Below are 22727 nucleotides of genomic sequence, written 5' to 3'. Positions count from 1 at the left end.
GGTACCTTAGGCCGAGACGGCAGCGCTTGCCAGAACGGCTTCGGCGGCGATCCGGGCCTGGCGAAGTCGCCGCGCCCGTCTGCGATCGCACCAGGCCTGGGTCAGGCGCTCCGTCGTCGCCTTGATCGAAGACAACAGGCCAAACAGCGTCAGGGCCGCACCGAACAGCCAGAGTGCAAGATTGAACGCACCGCCGATCAGCAGCAGCGCGCCGCGGCCGAGCAGCTTCAGGATCGCGCGCGTCTTGCCGCCCTGCGCTTCCGCGAGCCGCACCGCGCGTGCGACGTCCTTCGGACCTTCGGCGATGCGCAAGCTATCCATCGCGCCGCGCGTGCCGGTCTTCTCGACGACGCGCGTGACATCCTTGCCAAGCCGAACCAGCGCGCCAGCCTTCTCGGCGCGGAACGCAGCCTTGATTGCGCTCAAGGTCTGGCCCGGCCGCAGCACCGAGCCGGAGGCAACCGCGTTCTGGAGCATCGGGGTATCGACGACCTCGCGCGCGGACCGGCCGGCCCAGGCCGCCAGTCCCTCGCCCAGCCGGCCCACCTTGCGCGCGTCCTTCACCAGCGTCAGCCCGGCGCGAACCGGCGCGGCACCGCCGACGGAGACGTAGGTCACGGCCGTGACCGCGAGACCCGCGGCGGCGAGGCCCAGCACCAGGCGATCGGTCTCCTCGCCCATGGCGAGGTGCTTGCCCTCGCGCACGATGTCCCTGATGTCGCCGATGACGAAGAGATCGCCGGCCACGGTTCCCGACAGGCTCGCAACATCGTCCGCGCTGCCGGTGACGAGGCCGGTGGCAAACTGTTTTGCGAAATGCGAGGTGGAGTTTTCGGCTTTGACTGCGTCGCTGACACGGCTCAGGAGGTCGTCAGGCAGCGCGATGTTGCGGTCGCGCGCCAACGCGACAAAACTGTCGGCGAGATCGGCATCGCCCGATGCGAGCGCGGCCTCGATGTTGTCGTGAATCAGGCGATCGTTGTGCCGCAGCAGCGCGTCGAGCTTGATCTCGGAGAGCGCGGCGGGATCGTTCTGGGCGGCCAGAATCGCGCCGGCCTCGCGGGCATGCGGTGCTACCTGCGCGAGCATAAAGCCGCAAGCCACGATACCGGTCAACGCTGTGCTGATTCGCAACCACTTCATGCGGAGAGCCTGGATGGTCCTGAGATCGTTGACGCCTGACGGTTCGTCTTTCGTCGCAATTACGCTCGTCCACAGACATAGTATGCCAAAATTGCGACACAACGTCCCCGACGAAAGAAGGGCTTCTCTCAGGCCGCAAGATTGTGTCGAATTTGCATGAGCAAATGAGCATGGGGCATTGCGGAGCTTTCGGTTCCGCTGGACTAGCAATCATCTGTACCCGCCAGTATGGTCCGCGGCGCCTTAATAATGCCGCGTCAGTCGTGATTGTGTCTGCCGCCATTGCCACTCCAGGATGAGTACGATGTCCGACCATGTCGTCCCGCACTTCCACAACGATGCCGGTGTCCCCGTCATCGAGATCGGCTCGCAAGAGTTCATGTGCGTGGGCGCCAACCCTCCGTTCGATCATCCGCACGTCTTCCTCGACCTCGGCAATGACAACGAGATCATCTGCCCCTACTGCTCGACGCTGTACCGTTTCGCCGCCGACCTGAAGGCGGGCGAAGCCCGTCCGCCGGAATGCGTCCTGAAGGACAAGGTCGCCTGATCGCATCCATCGGTCAGGGGTGGCGCTCTCCCGAACGATTGTCATCGCCGGTGCCGGCATAGGTGGACTGACGGCTGCGCTTGCGCTCGCGGCCCGCGGCTTCCGCATCGTGGTACTGGAAAAGGCCGAGCGGCTCGAGGAAGTCGGCGCCGGTCTGCAACTCTCTCCCAATGCCAGCCGCGTGCTGGTCGAGCTCGGCCTCACCGAGCGCCTCAAGCTGCGCGCCGTGATCCCGGAGGCGGTCTCGATCATGAGCGCGCGGGCCGGCGGCGAGCTATTGCGCATGCCGCTGGGAGAAGCCGCCGCCGCGCGCGCCGGCGCCCCCTATTGGGTTGTGCACCGTGCCGATTTGCAATCCGCCCTCGCCGGCGCAGTCTCCGACCATCCCGATATCGACCTGAAACTTGGTGCGACCTTCGAAGACGTCGCGCCTCACGCCAAGGGGCTGACGGTTGTCCATCGCAGCGGCACGATCCGGCGCAGCGATCTCGCCAGTGCGCTGATCGGCGCCGACGGCATCTGGTCGACGGTGCGCCAGCATCTGTTTCCCGAGGTGCAGCCGCGCTTTTCCGGGCTGATCGCCTGGCGCGGCACGCTCGATGCGACGCAACTGCCGAAGGACTACACCGCGCGCCGGGTCCAGCTCTGGATGGGCCCGAATGCCCATCTCGTCGCCTACCCGATCGCGGGCGGACGCCAGATCAACGTGGTCGCGGTGCTGCCGGGCACCTGGAACAGACCGGGCTGGAGCACGCCCGGCGATCCCCGCGAGGTGATGGACGCCTTCGCCGCGCCGAGCTGGCCGCCAGCGGCGCGCATGATGCTCGCCACGGTCGATAGCTGGCGGAAATGGGCGCTGTTCGGCGTGCCTGACGACTGCCCCTGGAGCAAAGGGCCGGTCGCGCTGCTCGGCGACGCCGTGCATGCGATGCTGCCGTTTGCAGCCCAGGGCGCCGGCATGGCGATCGAGGACGCCGCGGTGCTCGCGCAGCATTTGAGTCTTGAGATCGCCGAGAGCACCGCGGGCATCACAGCTGCGCTGAAACAATACGGCCGTATGCGTCAGGCGCGCGTGCGGCGGGTGCAGCGGACCGCGCGGCAGCAGGGCCGCATCTATCATTTCACTGGGCCGCTCGCCTACGCACGCGATCTTGCGGTTCGCGCCCTCGGCCCGGAACGCATGCTGGCACGGCAGGACTGGATCTACGGTTGGCGGCCCTGATGCGAGGCGCTGGTTTCAGCGCACTGCTCGTGTCGATTTCGGGCCAGGCTTGATCGGGCCAGGATTGGCTGCCGGCGCGGCGGCCGGCGTCGCCTCGGGCGGCGTTTCCCGGCACTTGTTGCGGCTCCAAGCGTCATCGGCCATCTGCGCCTGCCCGCGTACCGCGATGTATTCGTTGCGATAGGCAAGCTCCGACACGACGGCGCCGCCCGCGCCGGTCTGTGCCTTGTCCATCAGCCTCTGCAAATCACCGGTTCGGTTGGCGAGCGACTTGCGCTCGCCCTCGAGCTGCTTGCAATCGTACAATTCGTACCTGGCGGGATCGGCAAATGCCGGGGCGACGGTCTCGCTCATGCCTGCGCAGCCGGACAGCACGAAGCCGGCCACGAGCAGCGCGACGGCCACGCAGCACGCGCGCAGGCGATATTGGATCAAGGCAGCCATGTCGGATTAATAGTCCCCGTCGATTGAGAATGCCTAAAGCAACAACAGATGTCCGGATTGGGGCTTTGCCTTGTGCCGCCGGCTCGCCTAAGGAAGAACCGCCCTTCCGGCCTGCAAATGCCAATTCCAGACGGCCGGTAAGGGACTTAAGTGACTGATCTCGTCGGATCAAGCGGGCATGGCGGAATTGGTAGACGCAAGGGACTTAAAATCCCTCGGTGCGCAAGCACTGTGCCGGTTCGATTCCGGCTGCCCGCACCACGAGCGCTGCGCGGATGCCCCCCGAGGCCGCGGCCGCGAGCACTGATACCTCATCATTTCTGTCCGCTCCTGTACCGTCTGCCAGCCATCCCGAAACATCGCTTGTGCAACGCAGCATCGGAGGTAGACAAGGGCCTCAAATCAGAGGTGAGCTTCTTGTCCGACGTCAATGCCGACGATTGGGTGTCCACGGGACACCGACCGATGGGTTTCCCCGAATTCGTTATCGTGATCGCGTCGATCATGGCGCTGAATCCGCTTGCGATGGACATGATGCTCCCGGCGCTGCCCAATATCGGGTCGGCCTTCAATATCCCCGTCGCCAACCATCTTCAGCTGGTTCTGTCGACCTTCCTGATCGGCTTTGGCGCGGGGCAGTTCGTCATGGGTCCGCTGTCGGATCGCTTCGGCCGCCGCCCGGTGCTGCTTGGCGGGATGGCGGTCTATGCGGTGGCGAGCGTGCTGGCGATTGCTGCGCCGTCGTTCGAAACGCTGCTGCTGGCACGAGCACTGCAGGGCTTCGGCACCTCGGCGACGCGCGTGATCGCGACCTCGATCGTGCGCGACTGTTACGTCGGCCGCCGCATGGCGAGCGTGATGTCGCTTGCGATGATGATTTTCATCGCCGTGCCCGTGATCGCCCCCTCGTTCGGGCAGGCGGTGCTGCTGGTGACAGCGTGGCGCGGCATCTTCGTCGTGCTGATGCTCTACGGGCTGCTCGCGCTTGCATGGTCCGTGCTGCGGCTTCCGGAGACCTTGCCTGAGAGCGAACGCAGGTCGCTTGCGCCGGCCGACGTGCTCACGGCCTACTGGCAGACCGTGACCCACCGCCAAACCCTCGGCTACGCGCTCGCCGCCGGTAGCGTCATGGGCGCGCTGTTCGCCTACGTGTTTTCGGCTCAGCAAGTCTTTGTCGGCATCTATCACCTCGGCCATTATTTTCCGCTCGCCTTCGCCGCGATCGCGGCCGGCACCGCCATTGCCGGCTTCCTCAACGCGAGATTCGTCGGGACCCTCGGCATGCGCGTGATCTCGCACGGCGCGCTGACGCTCTACACCGCGGTTGCGGGCGTAATGCTGCTGACCGAAAGCCTCGGCGCGTTGCCGCTTCCCCTGTTCATGGTGCTCTCGGCACTCATGATGTTCTCGTTCGGCATGATGGTTGCCAACTTCACCGCACTCGCCATGGAGCCGCAGGGCCACATCGCCGGCACTGCGTCCTCGCTCTACGGCTCGATCACCACGCTGATCGGCATCGCCGTCGGCATGGCGATCGGACAAAGCTTCGACGGCACGCTGCTGCCGTTCTCGGTCGGCTTCTTCGCGTCGTCACTCGCCGCGCTCGCGATCGTGCTGGTGGTGGAGAGGGGACGGCTGTTCAAGCCGCATCATCGCGCCATCGGCTGAGGAACCTGGCGGCGCTCTCGATGTTGTACTGCAGCATTCGAGAGGAAGGCGAGATGGAACAAGAGAGCAGATTCGATCAGCCCGCGCGCGAGATCGAGCGGCCCGCCCCGCGGCAACCGGTTTCTGAGCAGCAGCCGGACAGAAGCCTGCCGTTCGCAGGTGAAGGGCTCGAGCAGCTGCGCGACAGCCACTGCTAGAAGAGGTCGAGCCAGTACCGCCTCATGGAAACGGCGCCGCGGAGAGATCCACGGCGCCGTTTCTCTTTTCAGACCAGGAGCCTTCGCCCTACTCCGACTTGTCGACGTTCCAGAACAACGGGGTCGCGGGACCGTCGAGCACGCCGGTCAGCGATTTGCGCCAGCCGCTCGGCAGGAGATACTGCCCCAGCGGGATGTAGATCACCTGCTCATAGGCTTCCTTCTGGATGTCAGCAGCGATCTTCTTCTGATCGTCGAGCGAGGCGGCGCGAACGAAGTCGTCCTTGAGCTTTTCGATCTTGGCGTTCTCGGCCCAGCCGAACCAACCCTTCTTGCCCTGGCCGCCGATCGAGAGATTGGCGATCGGGTTGGAGACGTCGGCCGCGACCCAGTTCGTGAAGAACATGTTCCAGCCGCCCTCCTTCGGAGGCTTCTGGCTGGCGCGACGGCTCACCACCGTCTGCCAATCGGTCGCTTGCAGGTCGACTTTGAAGCCTGCCTCACGCAGCAACTGAGCCGCAACGATCGGCTGCGCCTTCAGCGTGGTGACATCGCCGGGGGCCATGATCACGATCGGGGTGCCGTCATAGCCGGACTCGGCGAGCGCCTTCTTGGCTTCGGCCATGCCGTTGCCCTTCACCAGCGTCTCCCCGCCGACTTCGGTCGCGAACGGCGTATCGCACACGAAGAAGGCACCACAAATCTTCTGATATTTGGCGTTGCCGACGAGCGCGTCGAGAACGTCCTTCTGGTTTATCGCCAGAAAGGCAGCACGGCGCACTTTGACATTATCGAACGGCGGATGAAGGAAGTTCATCCGGCCGAGCGTCTGGAAACCGAACTTGTTGGAGACCTCGATGGTGATCTCCTTATTCGCCTCCAGCAACGGCAGCATGTCGTAGGGCAGATTTTCCATGAAGTCGATGTCGCCCGACTGCAACGCGTTCACCGCGGTCTGCGAGTCCGGCATGGTGATCCACTCGACGCGGTCGACCTTCACCACCTTGCCGCCGGAGGTCCAGCTCGACGGCTCCTTGCGCGGCATGTAGTCGTTGTTCTTGACGTAGACCGCCTTCACGCCCGGCTGGAATTCCGACTGCACGAACTTGAAAGGACCCGAGCCGATCTGCTCGGGGATCTGCTTGTCCGGCGGCGTCTCGGCGAGGCGCTTCGGCATCATGAAGGCAACGCGGGAGGACGGCTTGCCGATCGAGTCAAGCACGAGGCCGTAGGGCTCCTTCAGCTTCAGCGTGATGGTCTTGGCATCGGTCGCTTCGATGCTCGCAGTGAAGTCGAGCAGTTTCTGACCCATGCCGTCGACTGCGGCCCAGCGCTTGAGCGAGGCAACGCAGTCCTCCGCCGTCACCGGCGCACCGTCATGCCACTTCAGGCCGTCGCGCAGGGTGAACGTGTAGGTGAGCTTGTCGTCGGAGATCTTCCAGTCCGCCATCTGCGGCTGGATCTTGAAGTTCGAATCGGGCGCCACGAGCGTGTCGTAGATCATGTAGCCATGGTCGCGCGTGATGTAGGCCGTGGTGAAGATCGGATCGATGATGCGCAGATCCGAGTGCATCACCGCGGTGATGGTCTTGCCGGCCGCAAGCACCGGCGAGGCCAGTGCGGTCGAAAGCGCGACGACCGACAGCGCAAGTTTGGAGGCGAACGCGCGAGGCCCCCGGCGCATCAACTTAAACATAAAAAGTTCTCCTGACGTGAAACTGTTCAAAGGCAGGTTATCGATTGAGCATCCGGTTCGTTCTTTAGGCGAACTAACCTCATGCAATGCCTTTATCTTTTCGAGACTTGCAGACAGTGCCGAGCGCGTCAATCCGGTTTCGCTGCAAGCCCAAGCGGCGCGCGCACGGGCTCCACAAGGATCGGTTTGGCTCTACAACGCTCTCCGCCTGTCTTGCTCCACGCCAATGCAATCCGCGTTCCATGTTCCGAAGCCCGAGAGACATTGAGATGAATCCAGCCAATCTTCCTTTCGATTCCGAAGCGATGCTCCAGGGCCTGCGCGGCTGGGTGGAATGCGAAAGCCCGACCTGGGACGCGAGCGCCGTGAACCGCATGCTCGATATCGCGGCGCGGGAGATGGCGATCATGGGTGCGACGATCGAGCGCATCGCCGGCCGCCAGGGTTTTGGCGGCGTGATCCGGGCGCGCTTTCCGCATCCGAACCAAGGCGAGCCCGGCATCCTGATTGCCGGACACATGGATACCGTCCACCCAACGGGCACCATCGAGAAGCTGAAATGGCGGCGCGAGGGCAGCAAGTGCTACGGACCCGGCATCTACGATATGAAGGGCGGCAATTATCTTTCGCTGGAAGCGATCCGCCAACTGGCACGCGCCTCGTTCACGACGCCGCTGCCGATCACCGTGCTGTTCACGCCCGACGAGGAAGTCGGCACACCCTCCACCCGCGATATCATCGAGGCGGAAGCCGCGCGCAACAAATACGTGCTGGTGCCCGAGCCCGGCCGCGCCGACAACGGCGTCACCACCGGACGTTACGCCATCGCGCGGTTCAATCTCGAGGCGACCGGCCGGCCCAGCCACGCCGGCGCGACCTTGTCGGCGGGCCGCTCCGCGATTCGCGAGATGGCGCGGCAAATCCTCGCCATCGACGCGATGACGGGCGAAGACTGCACGTTTTCGGTCGGCGTCGTGCACGGGGGTCAATGGGTCAATTGCGTTGCCACGACCGCCACCGGCGAAGCGCTTTCGATGGCCAAGCGCCAGGCCGACCTCGATCGCGGCGTCGAGAGGATGCTGGCGCTCTCCGGGACAAACAATGACGTCACCTTCAAGGTGACGCGCGGCGTGACACGTCCGGTCTGGGAGCCCGATGCCGGCACCATGGCGCTTTATGAAAAGGCGCGCGGGATCGCCAAGTCGCTCGGCGCGGAACTGCCGCATGCGAGCGCCGGCGGCGGCTCCGACGGCAATTTCACCGGCGCAATGGGCATCCCGACTCTCGACGGCCTGGGCGTGCGTGGCGGCAACGGCCACACGCTCGAAGAGTATATCGAGGTCGAAAGTCTAGCCGAACGCGGCCGGCTCATGGCGGGGCTGCTCGCGACTCTCGAGTAATGGGGCAAGCCACGTCACCCAAACCGGGCCAGGTCACCAAAACAAGGTGACCGCACTGCAAAAACCGTGGCCCGGATGGCATGGGAATTGCTGAAATGTTAGGCTGATGGCAGAACCCCAGGCTCCAGCCGCTGTCTCTGATTTGACTCTAATCTGACGGGATCCAACTTGCTCGGATATCTCCTTCGCCGAATTCTCGCCGCCGTGCCTGTGATGGGCGTGGTGGCGCTGTTCGTCTTCCTCCTGCTCCGCCTCACCCCGGGCGATCCCGCCGCCATTCTTGCCGGCGACAACGCCACGCCGGAGCGGCTCGAGCGGATCCGCACCTCGCTCGGTCTCAACGAGCCGCTGATCGTGCAGTTCATCACGTGGCTGAACAAGCTGCTGCATGGCGATCTCGGAACGTCACTCATCTCCAACCTTCCGGTGATGAAGATGATCGGCCAGCGGGTCGAGCCGTCGATCTCGATCGCGCTGTCGACGATCATTCTCGCCGTCATCGTCGCTGTTCCCCTGGGCGTCATCGCGGCGTGGAAGCACGGCACCTGGATCGATCGCTTCGTGATGGGCCTGTCGGTGCTCGGCTTCTCGGTGCCGGTGTTCGTGGTCGGCTATGTCCTGATCGAGGTCTTCGCGATCGACCTTCGCTGGGTGCCTGTGCAGGGCTTCCGCAGCATCTCGAACGGTTTTGGGCCGTTCTTCGAGCGCATCATCCTGCCCACCTGCGCGCTGTCCTTCATCTACATCGCATTGATCGCACGCATGACGCGCGCGGCGATGCTCGACGTGCTCGGCGAGGACTACGTCCGCACCGCGCGTGCCAAAGGCATCAACGAAGTCGCCGTGATGATGCGTCATGCGCTGCGCAACGCCGCGGTGCCCGTGATCACGGTGATCGGTACCGGCTTTGCGCTTTTGATCTCCGGCGTGGTCGTCACTGAGAGCGTCTTCAACATCCCCGGCATCGGGCGCCTTACGGTGGATGCGGTGCTGGCACGCGACTATCCGGTGATCCAGGCGATGATCCTGCTGACGTCGCTGATCTATGTCGTCGTCAATCTCCTGATCGATGTCGCCTACACGCTGCTCGATCCCCGGATCCGGTACTAGGGCTAAGGATAACAACAAAAATGTCGGTCGATACCCTTCCCCAGTCCTCCATCCCGATCACGTCGCCGCTGCGGCCGCGCCTCGGATTCCTGACCTCGACGCCGATCATCGCGGCAGCGACCATCTGCCTGGCGTTGGTTGTGCTGATCTCGATCCTGGCGCCGTTGATCGCGCCGTATGATCCGATCCAGCTTGCGCCCTCGCAGCGACTGAAGCCCTCTTCGGCGCAATTCCTGCTCGGCACCGACGCCTATGGCCGCGACCTGCTGTCGCGTGTCATGTATGGCGGACGCATCTCGCTTCTGATCGGCATCGGCTCGGCGATCATGTCGATCGTCATTGGGTTGGCGATCGGCCTGGTTTCCGGCTTCTTCAAGCTGGTCGATTCCGTCATGATGCGAATCATGGACGGCCTGATGGCGATGCCGAGCATCCTGCTGGCAATCGCCGTGGTGTCGCTGTCCGGCGCCAGCCTCTGGACCGTGCTGATCGCGATTACGATCCCCGAAGTTCCGCGCGTGGCACGCCTGGTGCGTTCGGTCGTGCTATCGGCGCGCGAAGAGCCCTATGTTGAAGCGGCGATCTCGGTCGGCTCATCCCTGCCGAAGATCATGTGGCGGCATTTGATGCCGAACACGATCGCACCGCTGATCGTCCAGGGCAGTTACGTCTGCGCGTCCGCGATCCTCACCGAGGCCATCCTCTCCTTCCTCGGCGCCGGCATCTCGCCGGAAACGCCGACCTGGGGCAACATCATGGCCGAGGGCCGTCAGTACTTCCAGCTCAAGCCGACGCTGATCTTCTGGCCGGGCCTGCTGCTCTCGATCGCCATCCTCAGCATCAATTTGATCGGCGACGCCGCCCGCGACGCACTCGATCCGCGCATGAAGCAGCGGGAAGGCAAATGATGACCGATCAAGTGATGACCAGCCCGATCCTCAACATCAACAACCTCGTCGTCTCCGTCGGCAAGAAGCCGAATGCCGCAAACATCATCGACGGCATCTCGATCCAGGTGCACGAGCGCGAGACGCTGTGCCTCGTCGGCGAAAGCGGCTCGGGCAAGTCGGTGACCTCGCTGACCACGATGGGTCTGCTGCCGAAGGGCACGCTGATTCCGACCGGCGGCAGCGTCAAGCTGGTCGGCGAGGAGATTCTCACCGCGACCGACCGCCGCCTGCGGCAACTCCGCGCGACCCGGATGGCGATGATCTTCCAGGAGCCGATGACGGCACTCAATCCGGTGATGCCGGTCGGCCGCCAGATCGACGAAGTCCTGCGCGCGCACACCAAACTCGATGCGAAGGCGCGCAAGAAGCGCATCCTCGACATGATGGAGCAGGTGCGCCTGCCCCAGGTCGAGCGCATCTTCGCCTCCTACCCTCACCGACTCTCCGGCGGTCAGCGCCAGCGCATCATGATCGCGATGGCACTCGTGCTCGAACCGAAGCTGCTCATTGCGGACGAACCGACCACCGCGCTCGACGTCACAACGCAGAAGCAGATTTTGACCCTGATCCGCGACCTCCAGCGCGATCACGGCACCGCCGTGCTGTTCATCACCCATGACATGGGCGTCGTCGCCGAGATCGCCGACCGCGTCGCGGTGATGCGGCAGGGCCGACTGGTCGAGACCGGAACGCTGGATTCCATCCTGCGCAATCCGACCATGGAGTACACCCGCAACCTGCTCTCGGCGGTGCCGAGCCTGGTGCCGCGCGCGGCGCGGCCTGAGACCAAGGAACCGGTGGTGCTGGAGGCCAACGAACTCGGCAAGGTCTACCGCGAGCGCGCGTTCTTCGGTAAAGGCCGCGAAGTCGTCGCCGCCGACAAGGTCACGCTGACGCTGCGCAAGGGCCGCACGCTCGGCATCGTCGGCGAGAGCGGCTCGGGCAAATCGACCGTGGCGCGCTGCATCGTCCGCCTGATCGATCCGACCTCCGGCGGAGTGCGCCTTTCCGGCCGCGAGATCTCGGACATCTCGCGGCGGCTGTTGCAGCCGCATCGGAAGAAGATCCAGATCGTGTTCCAGGACCCCTACCGCTCGCTCAACCCGCGCGTCACCGTCGGCGAAAGCATTGCGGAAGGCCCCATCAATTACGGCGTGTCGCATGCCGACGCAATGAAGCGTGCCCGCGAGTTGCTCGAGCTGGTCGGCCTGCCCGCCGATGCGGTCGGGCGCTATCCGCACCAGTTCTCCGGCGGCCAGCGTCAGCGCATTGCGATCGCCCGCGCGCTCGCGCTCGATCCCGACGTGCTGGTCGCGGACGAGGCGGTCTCCGCCCTCGACGTCTCCGTGCAGGCGCAGGTGCTGGAACTGTTCGATGAGATCCAGAAGCGGCTCGGCATCGCCATCCTGTTCATCACTCACGATCTGCGCGTCGCCGCGCAGATCTGCGACGAGGTCGTGGTGATGCAGCACGGCCGCGTCGTCGAGCAGGGCCCGGCCGCCGAAGTGCTGACGCATCCGAAGGAGGCGTACACCAGAGCCCTGCTCGAGGCAGCGCCGGGCCGCGGCTGGGATTTTGCGAACTTCCGGCCGGTGTCGGAGGGCGTGGCGGCCACGGCATAGCAGCATGCTCCGGCGTCGTCCCGGCGAAGGCCGGGACCCATACCGCGTGATCTATCCATCGCGTGTGGCGCTTATCCCAAACATCCATCTTCGCCAAACTGCTCCCTGGGGTTATGGGTCCCGGCCTTCGCCGGGACGACCCCGAGAACTTGGTGGCGTCTTTGGCTCCAACTAACACCCCATCCGCAGCATTCCCAAAACGGCTTGACGCCATGCATGGCGCGATTGCTTCCCGGCTTGCTCTCGCCGCAAGCACGGGGCTAACGTCGCGGACTTTCAATTGCTGGGCTTGAGTTGATGACACGTATCGCCGTCGGGGGCTTCCTGCACGAGACCAACACCTTCGCTCCGACGAAGGCGACCTTCGCGGACTTCCAGCACGGCGGCGGCTGGCCGGCGATGACGCAAGGTCCCGACGTGCTGAAGGTGATGCGCCGAATCAATGTCGGCCTCGCCGGTTTCGTCGACAGCGCCGAGGCCCACGGCTGGGAACTCGTTCCGACAATTGCCTGTGGCGCGAGCCCCTCAGCGCATGTCACCCGGGATGCCTTCGAGCGCATCGTGAAAGTCATGGTTGAAGGCATTGCAGCCGCCGGCCCGATCGACGCCGTCTATCTCGATCTGCACGGCGCGATGGTCACGGAACATCTCGACGACGGCGAAGGCGAGATTCTGGCGCGCGTGCGCCGCCTCATCGGCAAGGACATTCCGCTGGTCACCAGCCTCGACCTCCATGCCAACGTCACCCCCGAGATCATGGAGCATGCGGACGCGCTGATCGCCTACCGCACCTATCCCCATGTCGACATGGCCGAGACCGGCCGCGCCTGCGCGCAACATCTCGCATTGCTTCTGAAGACAAAGCAACGTTTCGCCAAGGCCTTCCGGCAATTGCCGTTCCTGATCCCGATCAGCTGGCAATGCACCAACGATCAGCCCACCAAGGGCATCTATGAAAAGCTTGCGGCGCTGGAGAGCGACGCGGTTCCGACGCTGTCCTTCGCGCCCGGCTTCCCCGCCGCCGACTTCCGCGATTGCGGGCCGAGCGTGTTCGCCTATGGCAAGACGCAAGCCGATGCCGACCGCGCGGCGGATGCGATCGTGAAGCTGATCGAAAGCCACGAGGACGATTTCGATGGCAAGATCTGGTCACCCGACGACGGCGTGCGCCACGCGATGGAACTCTCGAAGGACGCAAGTAAGCCGATCATCATCGCCGACACCCAGGACAATCCCGGCGCGGGCGGCGATTCCGACACCACCGGCATGCTACGCGCGCTGGTACGCAACAAGGCCAGCGCCGCGACCGGCGCAATCTATGATCCGGAATCGGCCAAGGCCGCGCATGCAGCCGGCGCCGGCGCCACCGTGACGCTGTCGCTCGGCGGCAAGTCCGGCATTCCCGGCGACGAGCCCTATCGCGAGACCTTCGTCGTCGAAAAACTCTCCGACGGCCGCTTCATCGCGCCCGGGCCCTACTATGGCGGCCGCGAGATGGAGATGGGCCCGTCCGCCTGCCTTCGCATCGGCGACGTCCGAATCGTCGTGGGCTCGCACAAGGCGCAGCTCGCCGATCAGGCGATGTATCGCTATGTCGGCATCGAGCCGACCGAAGAGAAGATTTTGGTCAACAAGAGCTCGGTGCACTTCCGCGCCGATTTCGAGCCGATCGCGGAAAAGCTGATGATCTGCGCTGCCCCCGGCGCGATGCCCGCGGACACGGCTACGCTGCCGTGGACGCGCCTGCGGCCGGGCATCCGCATCAAGCCGAACGGCCCGGTTTTCACTCCTTCCTCACGCTAACTGGACAGAACACATGCCCACAATCGACCGCATCGACGGCTATGCCGACGAACTCACTGCTATCAGGCGCGACCTTCACGCCCATCCGGAAATCGGCTTCGAGGAAGTGCGCACCTCCGGCATCGTCGCGGACAAGCTGAAGAGCTGGGGCATCGAGGTGCATCGCGGTCTCGGCGGCACCGGCGTGATCGGCGTCATCAAGGGCAAGGGCTCGGGCGGCAAGCGCATCGGGCTTCGCGCCGACATGGACGCGCTGCCAATGGAGGAGAACACCAATCTAAAATGGAGTTCGAAAATCCCCGGCCGCTTCCACGGCTGCGGTCATGACGGCCACACCACCATGCTGCTCGGCACCGCGCGCTACCTCGCCGAAACGAAGAATTTCGACGGCACGGTGCACCTGATCTTCCAGCCGGCCGAGGAAGGCCTCGGCGGCGCCCGCGCGATGATCAAGGACGGGCTGTTCGAGAAATTTCCCTGCGACGAGCTCTACGGCCTGCACAACGCTCCCGACCTCAACCACGGCGAGATCGCGATCCTGCCCGGCCCCGCGATGGCCAGCGCCGACTTCTTCGACCTCCGCATCACCGGCTACGGCGCGCATGGCGCGATGCCGGAGCGCTCCAAGGACGCCGTGATCATCGCGACCACGCTGGCGCAGGCGATCCAGACCATCGTCAGCCGCAACGTCGAGCCGCTGCAGGCCGCAGTGGTCTCGATCACGCAGATTCACGCCGGTTCGGCATACAACGTCATCCCCGGCGACGCGCATCTTTGCGGCACCATCCGCACTTTCTCGAAAGAAGTCCGCACCTTGATCAGCGAACGCATTCGCACGATCTGCGCCGGCATCGCGAGCGTCTATCAGTGCGCGATCGACGTCGACATCCGCGACACCTTCGATGTGCTGGTCAACCAGGTCGAGCAGTCCAAGGTGGTCGAAGACGTTGCGCGCACCGTCGTCGATCCTTCCAAGGTGATTACCCGTGCCCAGCCGAAGATGGGCAGCGAGGATTTTGCCGACATGCTGCAAACCATTCCCGGCGCCTATTTCTGGGTCGGCCACGACGGCTCGGTGCCCGTGCACAATCCCGGCTTCGTGCTCGACGACAAGATCCTGCCGATCGGTGCCAGCATGTTCGCCCGGATCATCGAGACCCGTATGCCGGTGGGTGCCCATGCATAAAAAGAGCGTCGAAGAGGAAGTCACCTCGCTGCACGATCTCTCCGCGGTCGATCTGATCGCGGGCTATCGCGCCAAGCAGTTCTCGCCGAGCGAGGTGCTGGAAGATGTGCTCGCGCACGTCGCCGCGTGGGAGCCGCACCTCAAGGCGCTCTATGCATTCGATCCCGATGCCGCGCGCGAGGCCGCGAAGGCCTCGACCGCGCGCTGGTCCGGGGGCGAGCCGTCCGGCGCGCTCGACGGCGTGCCGGTGACGGTGAAGGACAATATCGCGACCAAAGGCGTGCCGGTGCCGCTGGGCGCGGCGAACGTCAAGCTCGTGCCGGCCGAAAAGGACGCACCACCCGCCGCGCGCTTGCGCGAAGCCGGTGCGATCATCTTTGCCAAGACCACCATGCCCGACTACGGCATGCTGTCCTCGGGGCTGTCCTCTTTCCATGCGCTCGCGCGCAATCCCTGGGACCTCTCCAAGAATCCCGGCGGCTCCAGCGCCGGCGCGGGCGCTGCGGCGGCGGCTGGCTATGGTCCGCTGCATCTCGGGACCGATATCGGCGGCTCGGTCCGCCTGCCTGCGGGCTGGTGCGGCCTCGTCGGATTGAAGCCGAGCTTTGGCCGCGTGCCGATCGATCCCGCCTATGTCGGCCGCGTCGCCGGTCCCATGACCCGCACCGTCGACGATTGCGCGCTGATGATGAGCGCGATCGCAAAACCCGACCGGCGCGACGGCACGAGCCTGCCCGCGGAGCCCCTCAACTGGAAAGGGCTGGAGAAGTCCCCGCGCAAACTCCGCATCGGATTGATGCTCGATCCCGGCGTTGGCCTGGCGCTGGAGAAACCGGTGCGCGAGGTCGCCGTGAAGGCGGCGAAAGCGTTCGAATCCGCAGGCGCCGTTGTCACCGAAGTCGACGGCATCCTCACGCGCGAGATGCTCGACGGCCTCGACAATTTTTGGCGCGCACGGATGTGGGACGATCTGTCGAAGCTGACGCCCGCCGAACAGGCAAAGGTGCTGCCCTACATTTTCAAGTGGGGCGAGTCTGGCGCGAAACTGTCTGGCGTCGATGTCATCCGTGGCTTCAACCAGACCATGGCAATTCGCACGGCGGCATCAAAGCTGTTCTGCGAGCTCGACTATGTGATCTCGCCGACCGCGCCAAACGTGAACTATCCGGCGGAGTGGGCCTCGCCGACCAACGATCCCATGAAGCCGTTCGAGCACATCGCCTATACCGTGCCGTGGAATATGTCGGAGAATCCGGCGATCTCCATCAACGGCGCCTTCGACGCCAAGGGTTTTCCCATCGGCGTGCAGATCGTCGGCCGCCGCTTCGACGATATCGGCGTGCTTGGCATGGCCAAGGCTTTTGAGAGCCTGCGCGGGCCGCAGAAGCCCTGGCCCGGCCCGCCGGCGAAGTAATCTACATACTCCGTCATGGCCGGGCTTGTCCCGGCCATCCACGTCTATACGCTTGCACTGAAGCAAGTACGTGGATGCCCGGGACAAGCCCGGGCATGACGGCAGGCTGCGTAGCAACACCAATAACAAAGAAAAGGAAGGAAACCACCATGGCGTATGAGACGATCAAATACGAGGTCGCCGAGCAGATCCTGACCATCACGCTGAACCGGCCCGACAAGCTCAACGCCTTCAACGCGCAGATGCAAGGAGAGCTGATCGACGCGTTCGACGCCGCCGACAAGGACGACGACGTCCGCGCCATCATCGTCACAGGCGCCGGCCGCGGGTTTTGCGCGGGCGCAGACCTTTCGTCGGGCGCCGACACCTTTGATCGCGACGCACGGCGCGGGCCCGTAAAACGCTTCGCCGACGGCAAGGTCGACTACAGCGATTCCCAGGTGCGCGACGGCGGTGGTCAGGTGACGCTGCGCATCTTCAAATGCCTGAAGCCGGTGATTGCCGCGGTCAACGGCCCCGCGGTCGGCATCGGCGTCACGATGCAGCTCGCGATGGACATCCGCATCGCGTCCGACGCCGCGCGCTTCGGCTTCGTGTTCTCCCAGCGCGGCATCGTGCCCGAGGCCGCCTCGAGTTGGTTCCTGCCGCGCATCGTCGGCATCTCGCAGGCGCTGGAATGGTGCTATTCGGGCCGCGTCTTCCCGGCGCAGGAAGCCCTCGCCGGTCGTCTCGTCAGCAAGGTCGTAGCGCCTGATGATCTGCTGCCGACCGCCCGTGCGCTCGCCAAGGAATTTGCGGCGAAGACGGCGCCGGTGTCGGTGGCGCTGATCCGCCAGATGATGTGGCGCATGATGGGCGCTGACGATCCGATGGAGGCCCACAAGGTCGACAGCCGTGGCATCTACGCTCGCGGCCGCTCGGACGATGTGAAGGAAGGCGTTGTGTCGTTCCTGGAAAAGCGCCCGGCTCAGTTTAAGAACAAGGTATCGAGCGATATGCCGGACTATTTCCCGTGGTGGACGGAACGGGAATACAAGTAGCTTCGTAGGGTGGGTTAGCGAAGCGTAACCCACCACTTTCTGATCCGCGGTCACAGAGGTGGTGGATTACGCCTTCGGCTAATCCACCCTACGGCACGGTCACTCCATCACCAACGCCACGCGCCCGATCGCCTTGCGATCGATCAGCAGCCGCATGGCCTTCGCATAGTCCTCCAGCGGCAGGCGGTGCGAGACGTTGGGGCGCAGCTTGCCCTCCTCCGCCCATTGGAGCAACGCCTTCAGGCGCACCTCGCCGAGCGCGGGATTTTTCCGTACCGCCTCACCGGCGCGCACGCCGAGCACGCTGGCGCCTTTGATCAGCAAGAGATTGGTTTTCGCCGAGCCGATGCCGCCGGTGAAGCCGATCACCAGCAGCCGCGCGCCCCAGGCGATGCAACGCATCGAGCTCTCGAACACTTCGCCGCCAACGGGATCGAACACCACGTCGGCACCGCGACCGCCGGTGATACGTTTGACGGCATCACGAAACGGCTCGCGGTCGTAGCGCACGAGATGATCGGCGCCGCGCGCCTTGGCGATTGCGAGCTTTTCGTCGCTGGACGCGGTCGCGATCACGGTCGCCCCCAGCATCTTGCCGATCTCGACGGCAGCAAGACCCACGCCGCCGCCGGCGCCATGCACAAGCAGCACCTCGCCCGGCGCAACCCGGCCGCGATCGATCAGCGCGTGATAGGCGGTGCCGTGCCCGGCGAGATAGGTCGCAGCTTCCGCATAGTCGAACGTCGATGGCATCGGCGTGAGCTGCGATGGCATCACCACCGCTTCATCCGTGAAGGCACCGTGCCGCATCTTGACGATGACCTTGTCGCCGACGGCGACACCGCCCGCCTCTGCGCCGACCTCGGTCACGTCGCCGGCCGCCTCCATCCCCGGCGTGAACGGCAACTCGGGCTTGAGCTGGTATTCGCCGGCCGCCATCAGCACGTCGGGGAAATTCAGGCCCGCGGCACGGATCGCGACGCGCACTTCGTCCGGCTTCAGGTCGCGCGACGGAAACTCTTCGATCTGCATTTTTTCGGGTGCGCCGAGCGCGCGGCAGACGACAGCCCGCACCATCAGGCCGCGCTCGCCTTGCCGCGCAGCAGCGCCTCGCGGATCAACGGCAGGCGGTCATTGCCGAAATACATGTCGGTCTTGCCGACGAAGATCGTCGGCGAGCCAAAGCCGCCGCGGGTGACGACCTCTTCGGTGTTGGCCTTGAGCTGATCCTTGACCTCCTGCCCGGAAATGCCCGCGAAGAATTTCTGCTCGTCGACGCCGACCTTCCTGCAGATCTCGGCGAGCACTGCGTCCTGCGAGATGTCCTTGTCCTCGCCCCAATAGGCCTCGAATACCGCCGTGGCGAAAGGCACCGTTTCCTGTCCGAGCCAGACGCAGCCGCGCATCGCTTTCACGCTGTTCACCGGAAACACCGTCGGCGGCATCTTGATCGCGAGACCGGCCGAGCGGGACCAGTCGGAAAGATCCTTTTTCATGTAGCGCGCCTTCAGCGGCACCGGTGTCTCACGCTGCGCATAGACACTTGGGTTGACCGTATTGAAGATGCCGCCCACCAGGATCGGCCGCCAGATGATCTCCGCGCCAACCTCCCTGGCCAGCGGCTGGATGTTGTGGAAGGCGAGATAGGTCCAGGGGCTGGAACAGTCGAAGAAGAATTCGATCATGGCGTTTCCGGTCCGGCGCCGCCGGTTTCAGGCGACTTTTGTTGTTCTGTACCTTGACGTTAAGACATGGCAGGAAGGGGCGCAATCATAACTCGCCGAGAGGGCCGCCATGCTGTTTCCAACCACGATCGCCGGCTCCTTGCCGAAGCCGGAATGGCTCGCCGAACCCAACATGCTCTGGGCGCCCTGGAAGTCGCAAGGCGACGAGCTCGTCCGCGCCAAGCGCGATGCGACGATGCTTGCCGTCAAGGTCCAGGAGGACGCCGGCATCGACATCGTCACCGAGGGCGAGCAGGCCCGGCAGCATTTCGTCCACGGTTTCCTGGAGAAGATCGAGGGCATCGACTTCGCCCACAAGGTCGAGATGGGCATCCGCAAGGATCGCTACAAGGCGATGGTGCCGCAGGTCGTCGCCCCGCTCCGGCTGAAGAGCCGCGTCCACGCCGACGAGGCGCGCGTTGCGCGGACGCATACAAAGAAGCAGCTCAAGTTCACCCTGCCCGGCCCGATGACCATCATCGACACCATTGCCGACCGCTACTATGGCGACCGCGTCAAGATGGCCTTTGCGTTCGCCGAACTCCTGAACGAGGAAGCCAAGGCGCTCCAGGCCGACGGCGTCGATCTCGTGCAGTTCGACGAGCCCGCCTTCAACGTCTACATGGACGAGGTCAACGACTGGGGCATCAAGGCGCTCGAGCGCGCCGCGCAAGGCCTGACCTGCGCCACCGCCGTGCACATCTGCTACGGCTACGGCATCAAGGCCAACACCGACTGGAAGGAAACGCTCGGCGCGCAATGGAGGCAATACGAGCAGATCTTTCCCGCGATCGACGCCAGCCCGATCCAGCAGGTCGCGATCGAGTGCCGCAACTCGAAGGTGCCGCTCGACCTGCTTGCCCTGCTCAAGAGCAAGATCGTGCAGGCCGGTGTGATCGACGTCGCCAGCGACACGGTCGAGACCGCCGAGGACGTCGTGCAGGTGATCGACGCGGTGTCGAAATTCGTACCCAAGAGCAACATCATCGCCACCACCAATTGCGGCATGGCGCCGATGCGGCGCGAGATCGCCGAAGCCAAGCTGATGGCGCTCGGCGCCGGTGCCGCGCTGGCCCGCGAGAAGCTGGGTTAAGGATGTGATCCGTCTGGCGTTCACCATCGCAGCGCTTGCCGCGTTGGCGCTGCCTGCGCATGCAGAGGATCGTTCGGTGCTTCTCAATTGCAAAGCAATCGTGGAGCGTACGTCGAAGGATTCGAATGCTGCGAGCGAAGCCGAGCTGACACGCTGCCGTCAAGTGATCCGCGAATGGGCGCTGCGCGATGCGCGGACGACAGTGGATGAAAACGGTAAGCCGCTGCGCTAGCTGCGCGCGGTCGGATGCAGCACAGGCTGATATCCAGCGATGATCGTGCATAGCGTCGAAGGCGGCGTCAGCAACATCGGGTGATCGAGGGCGCTCGCATGCGGGACGTAGCCCGCGGGTGACCACAGCAGCGCCTTGCGCTGCGCGACGAGGAAGCAGTCATCGCCCTGTTGCACCACCGCGCCGTCTGGCAATTCCGCCAGCGGCATCGGCAGCGGGTGCAAGCGCTTGCGACCATGATCGAGGCGTTCCACGTGCAGTTGCGCATCGATCTCCTTCGCACGCGCGTTGCTCACGCCATTGCCCGTCTCCCATGCAACGCGAAAGCGTTTGGCATCATCGCGACGGCAGAAGAAGCAGGGGCGGTGGCCTGCGGCAAAGGCGGTGGCCTCGTCAAGGAAGAACAGCTCGGTCCAGCTCCGTCGCGCCATCACGGGTCGGCGCCAGCCGCGGAATTCACACAGGCAAACGATCCAGGCCGGCGACGACCAGCGCTTCTTCAGCAGCGTCTTCGTCGCGGGGTCATGGATGATGCCGCGGTTGCCGGTGAACATCCCGCGATGTGGTGTCGCGATGATCTCGCCGGTCGGCGTGACGCGGTTTTGCAGCGGCATGCCGGCCTCCGCCCGTCATTGCGAGCGCAGCGAAGCAATCCAGAAATGCAACCCCGAAGGCAGCCTGGATTGCTTCGTCGCTTCGCTCCTCGCAATGACGGCGATAATCACGCCGCCCCGTCGCGAAGCGGCGGGTGATAGGACAGCGCGGTGTCCCAGGGGAAGAAAATCCAGGTGTCCTGCGAGACTTCCGTGATGAAGGTGTCGACCAGCGGACGTCCCTTCGGCTTGGCGTAGACGGTGGCGAAATGCGCCTCGGGCAGCATCGCGCGCACCAGCTTGCCGGTCTTGCCGGTGTCGACGAGATCGTCGACGATCAGGAGTCCCTTGCCGGTGCCGCCGCCGAGCTTCATCACGTCTTCGGAGATGCCCTTCAGCACTTTGAGGTCGCCTTGCTTGTCGTGGTCGTAGCTGGCGATGCAGACCGTATCGATCACGCGCACACCCAACTCGCGCGCCACGATCGCGGCCGGCACCAGGCCGCCGCGGGTGATCGCGATCACCGCATGAAACGGACCAACCTCGTTGAGCCGCCAGGTCAGTGCCCGGCAATCCCGGTGGAACTGGTCCCACGACACCGGAAAGGGGCGGCCCGCCCGTTCTTCCGCACTTAGTTCCGGTGCTTCACCAGCCATTGTCGTCTCCTGCTTCGCCTGCCGGCAGCTAGGTTGCTAGCGGGTGATGTTTAATCCCGCCAGCATTTCCTTCACGGCCGCCATTGCGGCTGCGAGCTTGTCCGCATCGCGCGAGCGCACCACCAGATTGGTGTTCGGCTTCTGCTCTTCATCCATGAAGGGATAGCTGCCGATGATGGTGTCGGGATGTTCGGCGGCAATCGCCCGCAGCGGGCCGCCGATGTCGCCTTCCCGCGCATTGGCGCGGACCGATTCGGAGAGCATGCGCACGCCCGATTTCAGCTTGGGCGAGACGATGTCCATCATCGCCTGCATGATCGAGGGCACGCCCGCCATCACGATGACATTGCCGATCTTGAAGCCGGGAGCGAGGATGGTCGCGCTCTGGATCAATTCGGCACCGTCAGGGATGCGGGCCATGCGCAGGCGGGCCTCGTTGAGGTCCTGCTCGCTCCAGCGCTCGCGGAAACGGGCGACCACCTCCGGGTGATGGTCGATGCCGACGCCGAACGCCTTGGCGACGCTATCAGCGGTGATGTCGTCATGGGTCGGCCCGATGCCGCCTGTGGTGAAGACATAGGTGTAGCGATGCCGCAGTGCATCCAACGCGGCAATGATGTCGGGCTCGTCGTCGGAGACGACCCGGACCTCCTTCAGGTCGATGCCGATATTGGTCAGGTATTCGGCGATGAAGCCGATGTTCTTGTCCTTGGTCCGGCCGGACAGGATTTCGTCCCCAATGACCAGAATACCCGCCGTGACGATCTCGCTCATACCTCAAGTCCCTCACCTATCGGCCCGACTTTGCCGACGTAACGCGTTGAAGTCACGCGGTTTTGCTGCCGAAATAAGCAGTCCTCAGCCATTTTTTCAGGCAAGCCGCCGACCACCCCCGGCAAATGTCCTCTCCCCATGCTTATCGCGCTGGCCCGGCCCTTGCTACCGCATGAAAGTCATGCACTCTTGCCGCATGGCCAGGGCGTT

At 64.4% G+C, this 22727-nt stretch carries 22 protein-coding genes and 1 tRNA gene; 15 read left to right on the top strand and 8 right to left on the bottom strand.

All coding sequences use genetic code 11. The features are described 5' to 3' along the window. Positions 1–6: 6 nt before the first annotated feature. On the bottom strand, positions 7–1143 hold the full coding sequence (locus GWG67_RS15715; protein WP_275170183.1) for a hypothetical protein: 1137 nt from the start codon (positions 1141–1143) through the stop codon (positions 7–9). 304 nt (positions 1144–1447) lie between these two features. On the opposite strand from GWG67_RS15715, the gene GWG67_RS15710 reads away from it, so the two are divergent. Beyond that, positions 1448–1693 carry a zinc-finger domain-containing protein gene (locus GWG67_RS15710; protein WP_007602543.1) on the top strand — a complete coding sequence of 82 codons (246 nt, stop codon included), beginning with the start codon at positions 1448–1450 and terminating at the stop codon, positions 1691–1693. A gap of 19 nt (positions 1694–1712) precedes the next feature. Then, positions 1713–2915: an FAD-dependent monooxygenase gene (locus GWG67_RS15705; RefSeq protein ID WP_275170181.1), complete on the top strand. Its 1203-nt coding sequence runs from the start codon at positions 1713–1715 to the stop codon at positions 2913–2915. Positions 2916–2930: 15 nt separating this feature from the next. Here GWG67_RS15705 and GWG67_RS15700 read toward each other — a convergent pair whose 3' ends face one another. Continuing rightward, on the bottom strand, positions 2931–3359 hold the full coding sequence (locus GWG67_RS15700) for a twin-arginine translocation pathway signal (RefSeq protein ID WP_275170180.1): 429 nt from the start codon (positions 3357–3359) through the stop codon (positions 2931–2933). 172 nt (positions 3360–3531) lie between these two features. Here GWG67_RS15700 and GWG67_RS15695 point away from each other — a divergent pair. From GWG67_RS15695 to GWG67_RS15685, 3 genes are all read left to right on the top strand, one after another. Beyond that, positions 3532–3620, top strand: a tRNA-Leu gene (locus GWG67_RS15695). Positions 3621–3776: 156 nt separating this feature from the next. Next, positions 3777–5027, top strand: a complete 1251-nt coding sequence (locus tag GWG67_RS15690) for a multidrug effflux MFS transporter (protein WP_275170178.1) — start codon at positions 3777–3779, stop codon at positions 5025–5027. 53 nt (positions 5028–5080) lie between these two features. Beyond that, complete coding sequence (locus tag GWG67_RS15685) at positions 5081–5224, top strand: hypothetical protein (RefSeq protein WP_275170177.1); 144 nt, start codon at positions 5081–5083, stop codon at positions 5222–5224. Positions 5225–5312: 88 nt separating this feature from the next. On the opposite strand, the gene GWG67_RS15680 is transcribed toward GWG67_RS15685, so the two are convergent. After that, positions 5313–6920 carry an ABC transporter substrate-binding protein gene (locus GWG67_RS15680; protein WP_275170175.1) on the bottom strand — a complete coding sequence of 536 codons (1608 nt, stop codon included), beginning with the start codon at positions 6918–6920 and terminating at the stop codon, positions 5313–5315. A gap of 269 nt (positions 6921–7189) precedes the next feature. Here GWG67_RS15680 and GWG67_RS15675 point away from each other — a divergent pair, with 269 nt between their 5' ends. The 8 genes from GWG67_RS15675 to GWG67_RS15640 all read left to right on the top strand — a co-directional run bounded on the left by GWG67_RS15675 (position 7190) and on the right by GWG67_RS15640 (position 17445). Further along, positions 7190–8320, top strand: coding sequence for a M20/M25/M40 family metallo-hydrolase (locus GWG67_RS15675; protein WP_275170174.1), 1131 nt, complete (start codon positions 7190–7192; stop codon positions 8318–8320). A gap of 168 nt (positions 8321–8488) precedes the next feature. Next, entirely contained in the window at positions 8489–9430 is a 942-nt protein-coding gene (locus GWG67_RS15670) for an ABC transporter permease (protein WP_275170173.1), read from the top strand. A gap of 20 nt (positions 9431–9450) precedes the next feature. Next, a complete protein-coding gene (locus GWG67_RS15665) occupies positions 9451–10338 on the top strand; it encodes an ABC transporter permease (protein WP_247497687.1) in 888 nt (295 codons plus the stop codon). A 14-nt stretch (positions 10339–10352) separates the two neighbouring features. After that, positions 10353–12002, top strand: coding sequence for an ABC transporter ATP-binding protein (locus GWG67_RS15660; RefSeq protein ID WP_275170209.1), 1650 nt, complete (start codon positions 10353–10355; stop codon positions 12000–12002). Positions 12003–12299: 297 nt separating this feature from the next. Then, on the top strand, positions 12300–13805 hold the full coding sequence (locus GWG67_RS15655) for a M81 family metallopeptidase (protein WP_275170172.1): 1506 nt from the start codon (positions 12300–12302) through the stop codon (positions 13803–13805). 13 nt (positions 13806–13818) lie between these two features. Next, positions 13819–14991 (top strand): M20 aminoacylase family protein, encoded by a 1173-nt coding sequence (locus GWG67_RS15650; protein WP_275170171.1) that lies wholly within the window; start codon positions 13819–13821, stop codon positions 14989–14991. Then, positions 14984–16405 (top strand): amidase, encoded by a 1422-nt coding sequence (locus tag GWG67_RS15645; protein ID WP_275170170.1) that lies wholly within the window; start codon positions 14984–14986, stop codon positions 16403–16405. Before GWG67_RS15650 ends, GWG67_RS15645 begins: the two co-directional genes overlap by 8 nt. Positions 16406–16554: 149 nt before the next feature. Next, positions 16555–17445, top strand: a complete 891-nt coding sequence (locus tag GWG67_RS15640; protein ID WP_085351100.1) for a crotonase/enoyl-CoA hydratase family protein — start codon at positions 16555–16557, stop codon at positions 17443–17445. 99 nt (positions 17446–17544) lie between these two features. Here the strand turns inward: GWG67_RS15640 and GWG67_RS15635 are convergent, their stop codons facing one another. After that, entirely contained in the window at positions 17545–18522 is a 978-nt protein-coding gene (locus GWG67_RS15635; protein WP_275170169.1) for an NADPH:quinone oxidoreductase family protein, read from the bottom strand. Then, a complete protein-coding gene (locus GWG67_RS15630; RefSeq protein WP_275170168.1) occupies positions 18522–19130 on the bottom strand; it encodes a 2-hydroxychromene-2-carboxylate isomerase in 609 nt (202 codons plus the stop codon). The genes GWG67_RS15635 and GWG67_RS15630 overlap by 1 nt, the downstream gene beginning before the upstream one ends. Before the next feature lie 109 nt (positions 19131–19239). Here GWG67_RS15630 and GWG67_RS15625 point away from each other — a divergent pair, with 109 nt between their 5' ends. Further along, positions 19240–20262: a methionine synthase gene (locus tag GWG67_RS15625; protein WP_275170167.1), complete on the top strand. Its 1023-nt coding sequence runs from the start codon at positions 19240–19242 to the stop codon at positions 20260–20262. A 4-nt stretch (positions 20263–20266) separates the two neighbouring features. Next, positions 20267–20494: a hypothetical protein gene (locus GWG67_RS15620; RefSeq protein WP_275170166.1), complete on the top strand. Its 228-nt coding sequence runs from the start codon at positions 20267–20269 to the stop codon at positions 20492–20494. On the opposite strand, the gene GWG67_RS15615 is transcribed toward GWG67_RS15620, so the two are convergent. The 3 genes from GWG67_RS15615 to GWG67_RS15605 form a co-directional block, all read right to left on the bottom strand. Further along, positions 20491–21108 carry a hypothetical protein gene (locus GWG67_RS15615; protein WP_275170165.1) on the bottom strand — a complete coding sequence of 206 codons (618 nt, stop codon included), beginning with the start codon at positions 21106–21108 and terminating at the stop codon, positions 20491–20493. The genes GWG67_RS15620 and GWG67_RS15615 overlap by 4 nt on opposite strands. Positions 21109–21215: 107 nt before the next feature. Next, a complete protein-coding gene (gpt, locus tag GWG67_RS15610) occupies positions 21216–21743 on the bottom strand; it encodes a xanthine phosphoribosyltransferase (RefSeq protein ID WP_275170164.1) in 528 nt (175 codons plus the stop codon). A gap of 36 nt (positions 21744–21779) precedes the next feature. Beyond that, the gene (locus GWG67_RS15605) at positions 21780–22517 is read right to left on the bottom strand and encodes a molybdopterin-binding protein (protein WP_275170163.1); all 738 of its coding nucleotides are present in this window, start codon (positions 22515–22517) and stop codon (positions 21780–21782) included. Positions 22518–22727: the final 210 nt, after the last annotated feature.

Source organism: Bradyrhizobium sp. CSS354 (genome assembly GCF_029051725.1).
GTDB lineage: Bacteria > Pseudomonadota > Alphaproteobacteria > Rhizobiales > Xanthobacteraceae > Bradyrhizobium.
The sequence above is the reverse complement of the archived record's forward strand: the minus strand, read 5'-3'. Positions and strand labels throughout refer to the sequence as shown.

What these genes read in the sequence shown, in the direction of transcription:
- gpt (WP_275170164.1), bottom strand. Translation starts at nt 21,743, where the DNA reads ATGGCTGGTGAAGCACCGGAACTAAGTGCGGAAGAACGGGCGGGCCGC.
- GWG67_RS15665 (WP_247497687.1), top strand. Translation starts at nt 9,451, where the DNA reads ATGTCGGTCGATACCCTTCCCCAGTCCTCCATCCCGATCACGTCGCCG.
- GWG67_RS15700 (WP_275170180.1), bottom strand. Translation starts at nt 3,359, where the DNA reads ATGGCTGCCTTGATCCAATATCGCCTGCGCGCGTGCTGCGTGGCCGTC.
- GWG67_RS15710 (WP_007602543.1), top strand. Translation starts at nt 1,448, where the DNA reads ATGTCCGACCATGTCGTCCCGCACTTCCACAACGATGCCGGTGTCCCC.
- GWG67_RS15675 (WP_275170174.1), top strand. Translation starts at nt 7,190, where the DNA reads ATGAATCCAGCCAATCTTCCTTTCGATTCCGAAGCGATGCTCCAGGGC.
- GWG67_RS15660 (WP_275170209.1), top strand. Translation starts at nt 10,353, where the DNA reads ATGACCAGCCCGATCCTCAACATCAACAACCTCGTCGTCTCCGTCGGC.
- GWG67_RS15715 (WP_275170183.1), bottom strand. Translation starts at nt 1,143, where the DNA reads ATGAAGTGGTTGCGAATCAGCACAGCGTTGACCGGTATCGTGGCTTGC.
- GWG67_RS15685 (WP_275170177.1), top strand. Translation starts at nt 5,081, where the DNA reads ATGGAACAAGAGAGCAGATTCGATCAGCCCGCGCGCGAGATCGAGCGG.
- GWG67_RS15635 (WP_275170169.1), bottom strand. Translation starts at nt 18,522, where the DNA reads ATGGTGCGGGCTGTCGTCTGCCGCGCGCTCGGCGCACCCGAAAAAATG.
- GWG67_RS15655 (WP_275170172.1), top strand. Translation starts at nt 12,300, where the DNA reads ATGACACGTATCGCCGTCGGGGGCTTCCTGCACGAGACCAACACCTTC.
- GWG67_RS15680 (WP_275170175.1), bottom strand. Translation starts at nt 6,920, where the DNA reads ATGTTTAAGTTGATGCGCCGGGGGCCTCGCGCGTTCGCCTCCAAACTT.
- GWG67_RS15630 (WP_275170168.1), bottom strand. Translation starts at nt 19,130, where the DNA reads ATGATCGAATTCTTCTTCGACTGTTCCAGCCCCTGGACCTATCTCGCC.
- GWG67_RS15605 (WP_275170163.1), bottom strand. Translation starts at nt 22,517, where the DNA reads ATGAGCGAGATCGTCACGGCGGGTATTCTGGTCATTGGGGACGAAATC.
- GWG67_RS15640 (WP_085351100.1), top strand. Translation starts at nt 16,555, where the DNA reads ATGGCGTATGAGACGATCAAATACGAGGTCGCCGAGCAGATCCTGACC.
- GWG67_RS15615 (WP_275170165.1), bottom strand. Translation starts at nt 21,108, where the DNA reads ATGCCGCTGCAAAACCGCGTCACGCCGACCGGCGAGATCATCGCGACA.
- GWG67_RS15625 (WP_275170167.1), top strand. Translation starts at nt 19,240, where the DNA reads ATGCTGTTTCCAACCACGATCGCCGGCTCCTTGCCGAAGCCGGAATGG.
- GWG67_RS15650 (WP_275170171.1), top strand. Translation starts at nt 13,819, where the DNA reads ATGCCCACAATCGACCGCATCGACGGCTATGCCGACGAACTCACTGCT.
- GWG67_RS15645 (WP_275170170.1), top strand. Translation starts at nt 14,984, where the DNA reads ATGCATAAAAAGAGCGTCGAAGAGGAAGTCACCTCGCTGCACGATCTC.